Origin of the sequence: Mesorhizobium sp. M4B.F.Ca.ET.214.01.1.1 (assembly GCF_004791545.1) — a bacterium.
GTDB lineage: Bacteria > Pseudomonadota > Alphaproteobacteria > Rhizobiales > Rhizobiaceae > Mesorhizobium > Mesorhizobium abyssinicae.
Genome location: NZ_SRUX01000003.1, coordinates 268,152 through 281,561 on the forward strand (window position 1 = coordinate 268,152; position 13,410 = coordinate 281,561).

General features: G+C 64.7%; 12 protein-coding genes. 11 read left to right on the plus strand and 1 reads right to left on the minus strand.

All coding sequences use genetic code 11. The features are described 5' to 3' along the window. Window positions 1–126: 126 nt before the first annotated feature. The 10 genes from EN857_RS07700 to EN857_RS07745 all read left to right on the plus strand — a co-directional run bounded on the left by EN857_RS07700 (window position 127) and on the right by EN857_RS07745 (window position 10,229). Window positions 127–1,272: an aminodeoxychorismate synthase component I gene (locus EN857_RS07700; protein WP_128346138.1), complete on the plus strand. Its 1,146-nt coding sequence runs from the start codon at window positions 127–129 to the stop codon at window positions 1,270–1,272. Then, window positions 1,221–1,883: an aminotransferase class IV family protein gene (locus EN857_RS07705; RefSeq protein WP_127394286.1), complete on the plus strand. Its 663-nt coding sequence runs from the start codon at window positions 1,221–1,223 to the stop codon at window positions 1,881–1,883. The genes EN857_RS07700 and EN857_RS07705 overlap by 52 nt, the downstream gene beginning before the upstream one ends. Before the next feature lie 19 nt (window positions 1,884–1,902). Then, window positions 1,903–2,190 carry a YciI family protein gene (locus EN857_RS07710; protein ID WP_127394285.1) on the plus strand — a complete coding sequence of 96 codons (288 nt, stop codon included), beginning with the start codon at window positions 1,903–1,905 and terminating at the stop codon, window positions 2,188–2,190. Beyond that, a complete protein-coding gene (locus EN857_RS07715) occupies window positions 2,187–3,113 on the plus strand; it encodes a DUF3445 domain-containing protein (RefSeq protein WP_128347013.1) in 927 nt (308 codons plus the stop codon). Before EN857_RS07710 ends, EN857_RS07715 begins: the two co-directional genes overlap by 4 nt. A gap of 132 nt (window positions 3,114–3,245) precedes the next feature. Further along, complete coding sequence (locus EN857_RS07720) at window positions 3,246–4,691, plus strand: homospermidine synthase (protein WP_127392804.1); 1,446 nt, start codon at window positions 3,246–3,248, stop codon at window positions 4,689–4,691. Between the two features lie 171 nt (window positions 4,692–4,862). Then, window positions 4,863–5,237 (plus strand): hypothetical protein, encoded by a 375-nt coding sequence (locus EN857_RS07725; RefSeq protein ID WP_127284911.1) that lies wholly within the window; start codon window positions 4,863–4,865, stop codon window positions 5,235–5,237. Window positions 5,238–5,426: 189 nt separating this feature from the next. Then, the gene (locus EN857_RS07730; RefSeq protein ID WP_127392803.1) at window positions 5,427–7,409 is read left to right on the plus strand and encodes a bifunctional metallophosphatase/5'-nucleotidase; all 1,983 of its coding nucleotides are present in this window, start codon (window positions 5,427–5,429) and stop codon (window positions 7,407–7,409) included. Window positions 7,410–7,570: 161 nt separating this feature from the next. Beyond that, window positions 7,571–8,635: a ferrochelatase gene (gene hemH, locus EN857_RS07735; RefSeq protein ID WP_127284909.1), complete on the plus strand. Its 1,065-nt coding sequence runs from the start codon at window positions 7,571–7,573 to the stop codon at window positions 8,633–8,635. Window positions 8,636–8,793: 158 nt separating this feature from the next. Further along, the gene (locus EN857_RS07740) at window positions 8,794–9,744 is read left to right on the plus strand and encodes an SPFH domain-containing protein (protein ID WP_127284908.1); all 951 of its coding nucleotides are present in this window, start codon (window positions 8,794–8,796) and stop codon (window positions 9,742–9,744) included. A gap of 20 nt (window positions 9,745–9,764) precedes the next feature. After that, window positions 9,765–10,229 (plus strand): NfeD family protein, encoded by a 465-nt coding sequence (locus EN857_RS07745; RefSeq protein WP_127284907.1) that lies wholly within the window; start codon window positions 9,765–9,767, stop codon window positions 10,227–10,229. 80 nt (window positions 10,230–10,309) lie between these two features. Here the strand turns inward: EN857_RS07745 and EN857_RS07750 are convergent, their stop codons facing one another. Beyond that, window positions 10,310–11,311, minus strand: coding sequence for a KpsF/GutQ family sugar-phosphate isomerase (locus EN857_RS07750; protein WP_127392802.1), 1,002 nt, complete (start codon window positions 11,309–11,311; stop codon window positions 10,310–10,312). Between the two features lie 208 nt (window positions 11,312–11,519). Here EN857_RS07750 and EN857_RS07755 point away from each other — a divergent pair, with 208 nt between their 5' ends. Then, complete coding sequence (locus EN857_RS07755; protein ID WP_135858268.1) at window positions 11,520–13,319, plus strand: outer membrane beta-barrel protein; 1,800 nt, start codon at window positions 11,520–11,522, stop codon at window positions 13,317–13,319. Window positions 13,320–13,410 lie beyond the last annotated feature (91 nt).

The following is a 13,410-nucleotide window of genomic DNA, read 5'->3' on the forward strand; positions in this document are numbered from 1 at the left end:
CGCATGGACACCGCCGCTTTCCTTTGGTCCAGCCGCCTTTGCGGCCCTCGACGCCGCTCCCTCGATTGCGCGCCGGCGCACCCCCATATAGAGCGATCGCTGCACCACCGACCGAACACTCGAGCCATGTCCCTGCCGTCCGCCATTTTCCGCAACGACGAGAGCGGCCGCCAGCTGGTCTTCGACCGGCCGGCCGAGATCATCGTCGCGCACGACGCGGACGATTTCCCCGCGGCGCTTGAAGCCGCGCAGGCGGCCTCCGATGCGGGCAAATGGCTGGCCGGCTACTTCTCGTATGAAGCGGGATATCTGCTCGAGCCGAAGCTGGTGCCATTGCTTCCCGAGGGCCGGCGCGCGCCGCTGGTCTGCCTCGGCATCTTCGACGCTCCTGCCGAACAGGCGGTGCCGCGCCGTCCCGGTCCCGCGACCAACGGCCCGATCTTCGACGCCCGCGCCGCCTGGTCGGCGCAAGACTATGCGAAGCGCTTCGCGCGGCTGCACGACCACATCCGCAAGGGCGACTGCTACCAGGGCAATCTGACCTTTCCGGTGCGGGCGCAATGGTCCGGCGACCCGCTCGCCGCCTTCGACGCGCTGACCGAGCGCCAGCCGGTGAAATACGGCGCGCTGATTGCGCTCGGCGATCCGATCGTGCTGTCACGCTCGCCGGAGCTGTTCTTCGAGATCGACGCCGAAGGCATGATCGAGACGCATCCGATGAAGGGCACGGCGCCGCGCGGCGCGACCAGGGCCGAGGACGCGCGCCTGAAATCGTTCCTGCGCAAGGACGAGAAGAACCAGGCCGAGAACCGCATGATCGTCGACCTCTTGCGCAACGACATCTCGCTGATCAGCGAGGTCGGCACGCTCGAGGTGCCGGAACTGTTCCGCATCGAGACCTATCCGACCGTGCACCAGATGGTCAGCCGCGTGCGGGCGAGACTGCTGCCCGATGTCGGCATCCGCCAGGTTCTTGCGGCGCTGTTTCCCTGCGGCTCGATCACCGGCGCGCCGAAGATCCGCGCCATGGAGATCCTGCACGATCTCGAAGCCGTGCCGCGCGACGTCTATTGCGGCGCCATCGGCTGGATCGCGCCCGGCGGCACGATGCGTTTTTCCGTGGCGATCCGCACCATCTCGCTCTTTTCCAGCGGCGAGGCCGTCTACAATGTCGGCGGCGGCGTCGTCTTCGATTCCACCGCCGAGGAGGAGTACCTGGAGTGTCTCTTGAAAGCGCGCTTCGCGACGGGAACCGTGCCGATTTCGAGCTGATCGAGACCATGCGCTGGGAGCCGGGCTCCGGCTTCCTGCGCTTCGAGCGTCACCTCGCGCGGCTCTACGCATCTGCGGCGGAACTCGGCTTCGCCTGCGATCCGCAACAGGTCGGCGAAGTGCTGATGGACACGGTTGGCCGGCAAACCGTCCCCTTGCGCACCCGCCTCGTCCTTGCGCGCAACGGCGAGGTGACGGCCGCCGCGCAGCCCTATGAGCCGCTCGCCGCCGACAAGGTCTGGCGGCTGCAATTGGCGCGCGTCCGCCTCGATTCCGGCGATACGCTGCTTCGCCATAAGACCAGCCGCCGCGATGCCTACCAGCACGCGCGCGCCGAATATCTCGCCAGCCGCGCCGACGAGGTGCTGCTCGCCAACGAGCGCGGCGAGCTCTGCGAGGGCACGATCACCAATCTCTTCGCCGATTTCGGCGACGGCGTGCTGGCAACGCCCCGGCTCGACTGCGGCCTCTTGCCTGGCGTATTGCGCGGCGAGCTTCTGGATGAAGGCCGCGCCGCCGAAGCGATCTACACCCTTGACGATCTGAAGGCCGCCCGTGCGGTCTACGTCGGCAATTCGCTGCGCGGCCTGATCCCCGCAAAACTGTCCTGACGCAGGCTGGGAGAATGCGATGTTCGTCGTTTCGCTGAACTACAAGGTGCCGCTGACCGAGATTGACCGGCTGGGGCCCGCGCATGTCGAATGGCTGAAAGCCTGCTACGCCGAAGGCATCTTCGTCGCCTCCGGGCCGAAGCGGCCAAGGACCGGCGGCATCATCATCGCGCGTGGTCCGCGTGACGTGCTCGATGCCAGGCTGGCGGACGATCCTTTCGCCAGGGCAGGCGCTGCCGATTACGATGTCACCGAATTCACGGCGAAAATGACCGTTGCCCAGCTGGACGCGTTCAAGGAATTATGAGCAGGCCCGCCCATACGCCCTATGACGGCTCGTCAAAGCCCTTCACCATCGGGCTGAAACCGCTCGGCCTCGACCAATGGCTCGATGTCGACGAGAACTTGCCTGCCCACCTCGCCGAGAAGCGCCGGCTCTACGCGGAAATCCCCGAGAAGGTCTTTGTCGAGGAAGACGGCACGCGCGAGGCGCAGCAAGAGGTGCTCGACCTCGTCGTCGCCTATCTCGCGGCGAAGCACCCCGGTACCCACCGCGGCATCAGCGCCGGCGTCGAGGTCATCGGCGCCGAGAGCGGCGGCGGTCCGACCGCGGCCTTGCGCGAGGCGCCGCTCGTCAGGGCATCCCTGCTCGTCCAGGAGGATCTGATCCTGATGCGCCGGGACGAAAGCGGCTGGCGGCTGGCCGCCGGCTCGCTCTGCTTTCCCTCATCCTGGTCGCTCACCGAAAAATTCGGCAAGCCGCTACAGCGGATCCATGCGCCGGTGCCCGGCTTCGGACCAGGCACGCGTCCGGCCGACTTGATCAACCGCATGTTCGACGGTCTCCAGGGCCAGGCGGTCGAGCGCTACAACTGGTCGATCCAGGCCGGCGACGCGCTCTATCATCCGCTTTCCAACCTGCAGCGCATCGACCGCGCCACCAATCGGCCCTCGCGCTTCCATGATGGCGACGTCGACGCCCACGCCTTCATCCGCGTCGAGCGCCAGACGTCGCGTAAGCTGCCGGTCTCGCGCGACATCCTGTTCACCATCCGCATCCATCTCGACCCGCTCAAGGTGCTGGCCCGCCATCCCGACAGGGCAACGCTCGCGGCATCCTTCGCCGCGCAGCTTGAGGCGCTCGACCAGGCACAGCTCGACTACAAGGGCCTGACATCCGACCGCAACCGCCTGGTCGCCTTCCTCGCCGATATGGCCAGGGCGGCTTAACCACGCCGCCGGGCTGGCCTGGCCGGTGGTTGGCGCTTTTCGCTGGTTTGTGACAATGATCTGTGGTGTAGCGCTTGACCGTCCGGCGCAATTGCCCTGCTTTTCCCTATGTTTGAAGGAGTGTCTGAAAAAATGGCGAATGAAAACTGGCCCGTTTACGGTGAAATCACCGGTCCCGTCGTGATGATCGGCTTCGGCTCGATCGGACGGGGAACGCTGCCGCTGATCGAACGTCATTTCAAGTTCGACAAGTCGCGCATGACGGTCATCGACCCGCGCGACACCGACCGCAAGCTCCTCGACGAGCGCGGCATCACCTTCGTGCAGGATGCGGTGACCAAGAAGAACTACAAGAAGCTGCTGACGCCGCTTCTGACCAATGGCGGCGGCCAGGGTTTCTGCGTCAACCTGTCGGTCGACACCTCCTCGCTCGAACTGATGAAGCTCTGCCGCAAGCTCGGCGTGCTCTATGTCGACACGGTGGTCGAGCCCTGGCTCGGCTTCTATTTCGACGACAAGGCCGACAATGCCGCGCGTACCAACTACGCGCTGCGCGAGAGCGTGCGCGAGGAAATCGCCAGCAACCCCGGCGGCACCACGGCGATCTCCTGCTGCGGCGCCAATCCGGGCATGGTCTCGTGGTTCGTCAAGCAGGCGCTGGTCAACCTCGCCACCGATCTCGGCCTGGAGTTCGCCGAGTCGGCGCAGAATGATCGCGAAGGCTGGGCCAAGCTGATGAAGAAGGCCGGCGTCAAGGGCATCCACATCGCCGAGCGCGACACCCAGCGCACCAAGAAGCCGAAGCCGATGGACGTGTTCTGGAACACCTGGTCGGTCGAAGGCTTCGTCTCGGAGGGTCTGCAACCGGCCGAGCTCGGCTGGGGCACGCATGAGACCTGGATGCCGAAGAACGCCAAAAAGCACAAGCACGGCTCGCAGGCGGCGATCTATCTGGAGCAGCCCGGCGCCAACACCCGCGTGCGCTCGTGGTGCCCGACACCCGGCGCGCAATATGGCTTCCTGGTGACGCACAACGAGGCAATCTCGATCTCCGACTTCTTCACCTTGCGCGGCAAGAAGGGCAAGGTCCACTACCGCCCGACCTGTCACTATGCCTATCACCCTTGCAACGACGCGGTGCTGTCGCTGCATGAGATGTTCGGCGCTGCCGGCAAGGCGCAGCCTGTCCATCACGTGCTTGACGAGAACGAGCTGGTCGACGGCATCGACGAGCTCGGCGTGCTGCTCTACGGCCATGACAGGAACGCCTATTGGTATGGCTCGCAGCTGTCGCTCGCCGAGGCCCGCAAGCTCGCCCCCTACCAGAACGCCACCGGCCTGCAGGTCACCTCGGCGGTGCTGGCCGGCATGGTCTGGGCGCTGGAAAATCCCGAAGCCGGCATCGTCGAGGCGGACGAGATGGATTACAGGCGCTGTCTTGAAGTGCAATCGCCCTATCTCGGACCGGTCAAGGGCTATTACACCGACTGGACGCCGCTCGATCACCGTCCGGGTCTTTTCCCCGAGGATCTCGACAAGAACGACCCGTGGCAATTCCGCAACATCCTGGTGCGATAGCAGCGCCGTCAGCCTATCCGACTGCCTTGCAATCGCCCGGAAATCGGGCGATTGAAGGGGCGCGGCCTGGAGCGACGTGCGTCCGTTTGGAGAGTACGCTCTAGCACTATGAATGTCCGCGCCGTGCTTCGAACCGACTTCGGGCCGACGCGAGAGGAGAGGATTTTGATCATGACCATTGCACGCAAATTGCTTTCGGCGGGCGCGGCGGCAAGCCTGCTGGCCGCTTCCGCCTGCTCCACCGTCGGCCCTTCCGAGCCGCCGATGTCGGCCGGACCGAAAGGCGTCGAAGGCTCCTGGATCGACGCCAAGGGCACCGGTCTGTCGAGCTTCACCGCCGGCGCCTTCACCACCGTCGCCACCGATACCGGCCAGAAGCTCGCCGAAGGCAGCTACACCATGACGGGCGCGACCTCGGTCGAGATCCACGGCACCTCGCTGATCCGCCAGACGCCGGTCAGCTTCAACTGCCTGATGATCTCCACCAGCCAGCTCAACTGCACCAGCGCCAGCGGGCAGAACTTCGTGCTGACGCGTCGCGTCTGAGCCGGTAAGACATCTATCCTGATAGCGGACGGCGGCGCGAGCCGCCGTCTTTTTTGTGCCGGCAACCTCGTCCTGATTTCCCCTTGCATCGACCGAAACGCGATGTGAACATGCCTCGAAGCTGGCTGTCGTGCTGCAGTCAAGCGATGGCGCTAGACACCTCTGATGAGGTTCATCCGGGAGAGGAAGATGAAGAAATTTGCCGCTATTGCAGCCCTGTCCGCGTCAGCGCTTGGCCTGTCGGCCGGAGCATCTTTTGCCGACTACACATTGAACATCCTGCATTTCAACGATTGGCACAGCCGCATCGAAGGCAACAACAAATACGAGTCGACGTGCTCCGCCGAGGAGGAGACAAAGGGCGAATGCGTCGGTGGCGCCGGCCGGCTGGTCACCGCGATCGCCCAGGAGCGCAAGAAGCTCGAGGGTCAGAACGTGCTGCTGCTCAATGCGGGCGACAGCTTCCAGGGCTCGCTGTTCTACATCACCTACAAGGGTGCCGCGGAGGAGGAATTCCTCAACCAGATCAAGCCGGACGCGGTGACGCTCGGCAACCATGAATTCGACGACGGCGAGACAGCACTTGTGCCCTATCTCGACAAGGCGAAGTTCCCGGTCGTCAGCGCCAATGTGGTGGCCAACGACAAGTCCGGCGCCGCCGGCAAGATCAAGCCATCGATCGTGCTTGAGGTCGGCGGCCAGAAGATCGGCATTGTCGGCGCGGTGACCAACGACACGCCGGAACTCGCTTCGCCCGGCCCGAACATCGCCATCGAGGACGACGTCAAGTCGATCACGGCCGAGGTCGAGAAACTGAAGGCGCAAGGCGTCAACAAGATCATCGCCGTTACCCATATCGGCTACAACCGCGAGCGCGATGTCATCGCCAAGATCCCGGGCATCGATGTCGTGGTCGGCGGCCACAGCCACACGCTTCTGTCCAACACCGATCCGAAGGCGGCCGGCCCCTACCCGACGATGGTCGACAACCCCGACGGCTCCAAGGTGCCGGTGGTGCAGGCGGCCTCCTATTCGAAATATCTCGGCGAGTTCAAGGTCGTGTTCGACGACAACGGCGTCGTCAAGGAAGCGAGCGGCGACCCGATCTTTCTCGACAAGTCGATCACGCCCGATCCGGCCGTGCTCACCCGCATCAAGGAGCTCGGCGCGCCGATCGAGGAATTGAAGAACAAGGAAGTGGCCGAGACCACCAAGCCGATCGACGGCAGCCGCGACAACTGCCGCGCCCGCGAATGCGAGATGGGCAACCTCGTCTCCGACGCCATTCTCGACCGCGTCAAGGGCCAGGGCGTCGAGATCGTGATCTCGAATGGCGGCGGCCTGCGCGCCTCGATCGACCAGGGCACCGTCACCATGGGCGAGGTGTTGACCGTGCTGCCCTTCCAGAACACGCTGGCGACCTTCCAGATCTCGGGCAAGGACCTCGTCGCCGGGCTGGAAAGCGGCCTCAGCCAGATCGAGGACGGCGCCGGGCGCTTCCCGCAGGTCGCCGGTCTGAAATATTCCTTCGACAAATCGGTCGCGCCCAATGCCGGACGCGTCAAGTCGGTCGAGGTGATGGAAGGCGGCGCCTGGGCGCCGATCAATCCCGACAAGGACTATATGGTCGCCACCAACAACTATGTCCGCCAAGGCGGCGACGGCTACAAGGTCTTCGCCGAGAAGGCCAAGAACGCCTATGACTACGGCCCGGGCCTGGAGCAGGTGGTCGCCGACTATCTCGGCGCGCACCGGCCGTATACACCCAAGCTCGACGGCCGCATTACCGAGATCGCGGCGACCGTCGCGGCGGCGCCCGCCGCCGAACCGGCGAAGCCGGCCGAGGCTGCACCGGCAACGCCAGCTCCAGCAGAACCGGCCAAGCCGGCTGAGGCGGCACCTGCGGCGGCGCCGGCCCCTGCTCCCGCGGCCGAACCGGCCAAGCCCGCCGAAGCTGCACCGGCACCGGCAGCGGAACCGGCAAAGCCGGCCGAGGCAGCGCCAGCCGAGGCCAGCCACGTCATCGTCGCCGGCGACACCTTCTGGGATCTGGCCAAGAAGGCCTATAACGATGGCACCAAGTGGAAGCTGATCTCCGGCGCCAACAAGGGTTTCGAGGCGCACCGGCTGCCGATCGGCGGGACGCTGGCCATCCCGCCCGCCGCCAAATAACTCCTGCCGCAGCAAATCGACGAACCCGTCCGGGCAACCGGGCGGGTTTCTGCTTTCCGGCATGCGTATTAAGGTGCGGCCAGACGCGGCATTGAAAACCGACGGCGTATCGCTAATTTGGCCCCGCCATCGCTGGTTTCGCGATGCCCGGAGACCCCTTGATGACGTTGACCAGCCCGATCGATCCCAAAGCCGCGCAGGCCGCAGGCGCGCTGCTGGCTGGTCCCGCGCCGGCCAAGGCGGGCAAGGTCGGCGTGATGCTGATCAATCTCGGCACGCCCGACGGCACCGACTTCAAGCCGATGTGGCGCTATCTCAGGGAGTTCCTCTCCGATCCGCGCGTCATCGAGCTCAACAAGGCAATCTGGTACCCGATCCTCTACGGGCTCGTTCTGACCACCCGTCCGAAGAAGTCGGGCGCCAACTACGCCAGGATCTGGAACCGGGAGAAGAACGAGTCGCCGCTGCGCACCTTTACCCGCGCCCAGGCCGAGAAGCTTACCCAAGCGTTTGGTGACCTGCCCGATGTCGTCGTCGACTGGGCGATGCGCTACGGCAATCCATCGACCGCGAGCGTGGCCCAAAAACTGGTCGAGCAGGGCTGCGACCGCATTCTTTCCTTTCCGCTCTATCCGCAATATTCGGCGACGACCACGGCGACCGCCAACGACCAACTGTTTCGCGCGCTGATGAAGATCAGGCGCGCGCCGGCGATCCGCAGCGTGCCGCCCTACTATGACGAGCCTGTCTACATCGAGGCGCTTGCCCGCTCGATCGAACGCCATCTGGCCAGCCTCGACTTCGCGCCGGAGGTGGTCATCACTTCCTACCACGGCATCCCAAAACCCTATTCCGACAAGGGCGACCCCTATCAGGCCCATTGCCTGGAGACGACGAGGCTGCTGCGCCAGAAGCTCGGCTGGGACGAGAAGAAGCTGATCACCACCTTCCAGTCGCGCTTCGGCGCCCAGGAATGGCTGCAGCCCTACACCGACGTCACGGTCGAGAAGCTCGCCAAGGACGGCGTCAAATCGATCGCCATCGTCAATCCCGGCTTTTCCGTCGACTGCATCGAAACGCTGGACGAGATCGGCCGCGAGGCGGCCGAGACCTTCCATCATGCCGGAGGCGAGAACTTCGCCCATATCCCTTGCCTCAACGACAGCGCCGAAGGCATGGCGGTGATCGAGGCGCTGGCGCGGCGCGAGCTGTCCGGCTGGGTGTGAGCCCGCTGCGTTGAGGCGATCGATCGCCCCTGTCGCGCTCTTCCATCCACTAATAATGAGCGATCACCTGATTGTAACACTATTGAAACACACCTAAGTGTTTGGTGAAGTCGGCTGCCTGGAATCAACGCCATGGCCGGCATCTGAGGGAGATTCAAATGGACTTCAGTGGTTTCGGTATTGCGATTGGTGCACTTGCCTTTCTGGTGTTGGTGCTTCTTATCAAAGGCATCAGGACAATCCCGCAAGGTTATAATTATACCGTGGAGCGGTTTGGCCGTTACACCAAAACACTGAGCCCGGGCCTCAACCTCATCGTGCCGTTCGTCGACCGTATCGGCGCCAAGATGAACATGATGGAGCAGGTGCTCGATGTTCCGAGCCAGGAAATCATCACCCGCGACAACGCCATTGTGGGTGTCGACGGCATCGCCTTCTTCCAGATCCTCAATGCGGCGCAAGCGGCCTACCAGGTCTCCGGCCTGCAGAACGCAATTCTCAACCTGACGATGACCAACATCCGTACTGTCATGGGTTCGATGGACCTCGACGAACTCCTGTCGAACCGCGACGCCATCAACGAGCGCCTGCTGCGCGTCGTCGACGAGGCGGCACACCCGTGGGGCATCAAGATCACCCGCGTCGAGATCAAGGACATCAATCCGCCGGCCAATCTGATCGAATCGATGGGCCGCCAGATGACCGCCGAGCGCAACAAGCGAGCGCAGATTCTGGCCGCCGAAGGCCTGAAGCAGTCGCAGATCCTCGAGGCCGAAGGCCGCAGGGAAGCCGCCTTCCGCGACGCCGAGGCGCGCGAGCGCTCGGCCGAGGCCGAAGCCAAGGCGACGCAAGTGGTTTCGGAGGCGATCTCCAAGGGCGACGTCCAGGCGCTCAACTACTTCATCGCGCAGAAATACACCGAAGCGCTGACCAGGATTGGTTCGGCCACCAACAGCAAGATCGTGCTGATGCCGCTTGAGGCTTCGTCGCTGATCGGCACGCTGGGCGGCATTGGCGAGATCGCCAAGGAAGTCTTCAAAGATGGCGGACCGGCTGCCGCGACGCGGCAGGGTTCGCGCCCGCCGGTCGTCAAGTCCGGCGACAACTGAGATCATAGGAGGCTGCTCCCATGTTCGACCGTATCATTTCCGAACTTGGTCCGTGGAACTGGATGGTACTGGGCCTCGTCCTCCTGGTTATGGAGGTCATAGCACCCGGCATCTTCATGCTGTGGATCGGCATCGCCGCATTGGTGATCGGCCTGATTTCGCTGCTCATCTGGGACGCAAGCTTCTGGACCTGGGAAGTCCAGGTCCTTGCCTTCCTGGCGCTGTCGCTGGTCTCGGCCTTCGCCGGCAAGAAGCTGGTTGGCGGGCGTCATGACGCGACCGACCAGCCGCTGCTCAACCGGCGCGGCGCGCAGCAGGTCGGCAAGATGGCCACCCTTGCCGAACCGATCAAGGACGGCCGCGGCCGCATCAAGCTCGGCGACACGTTGTGGCGCGTGTCGGGTCCCGACCTGCCGGCCGGCACGCAAGTGCGCGTCGTCAGTTCGGCCGATACCGACCTGGAACTGACTGTCGAAGCTGTCTGATTGCCCGAAAGCGCGCAGCGCTTTCGAAACAGAAAATCAGGGCGTGTCGCGTAGGGCTTCCCGAGCGTGACGCGCCTTTTTCAGGCCGCGCCGATCCGCAGCAGATCATGCAGGTGGACGAGCCCCACAGGACGTCCGTCCTCGACCACCATCAGGCTGGTGATGGCGGAGGTGTTGATGGTCTGCAGGGCCGTCGCCACCAGCGTGTCCGGCGTCGCCGTCTTTGGTTTCCTGGTCATCACCTGATCGACGCTCATCGCCAGAAGGTCGTTGGCGATATGGCGGCGGATATCGCCGTCGGTGATGATGCCGATCAGCGCCCCATCGGCGCCGCTGATCGCCACGCAGCCGAAGCCCTTGCGCGAGAGTTCGATGATCGCCTCGCGCATGCCGGTGCCCGACGGCACCAGCGGCAGACGCTCGCCGACATGCATGATCTCGCGCAGTTGCGTGAGATTGGCGCCGAGCTGTCCGCCTGGATGGAAGGTGCGGAAATGGTCGGGCGTGAAGCCCCGCGCCTCGAGCAACGCAATGGCCAGCGCGTCGCCCATGACCAGTTGCAGCAGCGCCGATGTCGTCGGTGCCAGGCCGTGCGGACAGGCCTCCGGCGCGGGCGGCAGGAGCAGCACCACGTCGGCGGCGCGCGCCAGTGCCGAGGTCTCGCCGGACGTGATGGCGATCAGCGGGATCGAGAAACGCTTGGAATAGGCGACGATGCCCATCAATTCCTTGCTTTCGCCCGACCACGACATGGCGACGATGGCATCGTCCTTGGCGATCATGCCGAGATCGCCGTGATTGGCTTCCGCCGGATGGACGAAGAAGGCGGGCGTGCCGGTCGAGGCCAGCGTTGCGGCGATCTTGGAGCCGATATGGCCGCTCTTGCCGACGCCGGTGACGATGACGCGGCCCTCGATGCCCGAAATCAGCTCGACGGCGCGTGCGAATGGCTCGGCCAACCCGTTCTCGAGCGCGGCGGCAAATGCAGCCATGCCGGCCTGCTCGGTCGCCACGGTTCTCAGCGCCGAATCGATCGAAGCCTGCCTGTCCGGGCGCTTCTTTTCTGGGGACCCTGCATGCATGGCTGATGCGCTTAGCGCTTCGCCGCCCGCCTGTCCAACAGAAATGCCACCTGCGGTCGATGGCGGCCCTCTCCTGACGCACCATTTTGGCTTCGACATGCGGGACACCGAATGCGCGAGAGAACCGCCCGCCTCAACCCTCCGTTAACCATCCCCATTTACGGTTCGGTAAGTATGGCGCGCCCGCGCCGCGCAAGCAGTGGTGACGATGACCGGGGCCCAGCCTGAAACGAAAAGAGGTCGAACGGGCAAGGCCGTCAGCACGCTGTTGCTGGCGGCGAGCGTCCTCGCTTTGCTGCGGCCGATGCCGCTCCATGCCCAGGAAACCGAGTTGCGCGGCGAGGTTTCGGAATCGGCGATCCTGTCGGACCAGCAGCGCAAGGTCAGGCAGATGAGCAGGGCTCGTGCCCAGGATCTGAACGGGCCCGCGACCGCGACCGCCGACGCTCCGGCCGACACCTATTCGCCGGCCAGCCCCGGCGCAGTGCCTGACGAGACCGATGGAACGGCCGCGAACGACAGCATCTTCGACCAGCCTGCCGCCACCGACGATCCGTTCGTCGAGAACCCTTCTCCGCCCAAGCCGCGCCGGACCTCAACCGCCAAACAGCGCGCCGACGATGCGGACAAGAAGGCGGACAACGACACCGCCGGGAAGAAAAAGACAAAGGCCGCCGACAAGAAGAAGACCAAGCAGCAGACCGACCCAACGGCGACCGGGACCACCACTACCGCAGACACTGGAACCGCCGGAGAGGACCAGGACGGCGCCAATCGTCGCGCCGTGACCATCGACAGCGTCGACAGGCAGAAGCTTGACCCCGGCGCCGAGCGCACCGCCTCGATCGAAGGCCAGAAGATCAAGCCCGAGGATGACCCCTTCGCCGCAACCGGTATCAAGGTCGGCAGCTTCGTCTTCCGGCCGACGCTGGAGCAGGGCTTCACCGCGACGTCCAATGCCGATGCCAGCAGCGGCGGCACGTCGGCGGTGCTGTCGGAGACGGCGCTGCGTTTTTCCGCGACCTCCGACTGGCGCGAGAACTCGGCCACGATCGACGGCTACGGCATTTTCCGCAACACGGTTTCGGGCCAGAAGATCAACGACGCGCAAGGCCGCATCGAAGGCCAGCTCAACGTCGACCTCGACAACGAGCTGCGCGCCATCGCCAAGCTCGGCTACGAGGCGGTGCCGGAATCGGCCTCCTCGCCGGACGCCATCGCCGGCGTCACTTCGCAGCCGCTGCGGCAGACCGTGGACGGCAGCCTCGGCATCGAGAAGGACGTCGGCAAGATGCGCTACGCGCTGACCGGCGCGATCACGCATGACTTCTATGGCGACGCCGATCTTTCGGACGGCACCACACTGTCGCAGAAGGACCGCGACTCCACGCTCTATTCCGCGACCTTGCGCACCGGCTATCAGGTTTCGCCGGCCATAACGCCTTTTGTCGAGGTGGAGGCAGGGCGACGGGTCTATGATCTGCGCCTCGACAGCAACTTGTACGAACGTTCCTCGACCAGGCTCGGGGCGCGCGCCGGCCTCGAACTCGACATGGACGACAAACTGTCGGGCGAATTCTCCGTCGGCTGGCTGCGCGAAGCGATCGACGACGACCGCCTGCCGGCCAATGCGGGGCCCTACGTCAACGCCGATCTCAAATGGTCGCCCGAGCGCGGCACCATCGTCGGGCTCACAGGCAGGACCACCATCGAGAGCACCACCACGGCCGGGGAAAGTGGCGATGTGCTCTACTCGGGCAGGCTTACCGGCGAACGCCAGGTCCGCGCCAATCTGACGGCGAATTCCGCGCTTGGCCTCGACTGGCGCGACTATACCGGCTCCGACGGCCATGACCTGATCCTGAGCGCCGAGGCCGGCCTGACGTGGTGGCTGAACCGCTATGCCGGCCTCACCACAAGGGTCAGGACCGAGAAGCTGAACAGCAACCTGCCCGGCCGCGACTATGTCGCCAACAGCATCTTCCTGGGGCTGAAGGTGCAGCGCTGAGGAGGCCGGCGCCTGGAGCGTTTCACCGTTTCAACGAAACGGCGAACCGCTCTATCCTTTTGTTTTGATGCAATTCCGGACGGAAAACCGC

What these genes read in the sequence shown, in the direction of transcription:
- EN857_RS07700 (WP_128346138.1), top strand. Translation starts at nt 127, where the DNA reads ATGTCCCTGCCGTCCGCCATTTTCCGCAACGACGAGAGCGGCCGCCAG.
- EN857_RS07710 (WP_127394285.1), top strand. Translation starts at nt 1,903, where the DNA reads ATGTTCGTCGTTTCGCTGAACTACAAGGTGCCGCTGACCGAGATTGAC.
- EN857_RS07715 (WP_128347013.1), top strand. Translation starts at nt 2,187, where the DNA reads ATGAGCAGGCCCGCCCATACGCCCTATGACGGCTCGTCAAAGCCCTTC.
- EN857_RS07720 (WP_127392804.1), top strand. Translation starts at nt 3,246, where the DNA reads ATGGCGAATGAAAACTGGCCCGTTTACGGTGAAATCACCGGTCCCGTC.
- EN857_RS07725 (WP_127284911.1), top strand. Translation starts at nt 4,863, where the DNA reads ATGACCATTGCACGCAAATTGCTTTCGGCGGGCGCGGCGGCAAGCCTG.
- EN857_RS07730 (WP_127392803.1), top strand. Translation starts at nt 5,427, where the DNA reads ATGAAGAAATTTGCCGCTATTGCAGCCCTGTCCGCGTCAGCGCTTGGC.
- hemH (WP_127284909.1), top strand. Translation starts at nt 7,571, where the DNA reads ATGACGTTGACCAGCCCGATCGATCCCAAAGCCGCGCAGGCCGCAGGC.
- EN857_RS07740 (WP_127284908.1), top strand. Translation starts at nt 8,794, where the DNA reads ATGGACTTCAGTGGTTTCGGTATTGCGATTGGTGCACTTGCCTTTCTG.
- EN857_RS07745 (WP_127284907.1), top strand. Translation starts at nt 9,765, where the DNA reads ATGTTCGACCGTATCATTTCCGAACTTGGTCCGTGGAACTGGATGGTA.
- EN857_RS07750 (WP_127392802.1), bottom strand. Translation starts at nt 11,311, where the DNA reads ATGCATGCAGGGTCCCCAGAAAAGAAGCGCCCGGACAGGCAGGCTTCG.
- EN857_RS07755 (WP_135858268.1), top strand. Translation starts at nt 11,520, where the DNA reads ATGACCGGGGCCCAGCCTGAAACGAAAAGAGGTCGAACGGGCAAGGCC.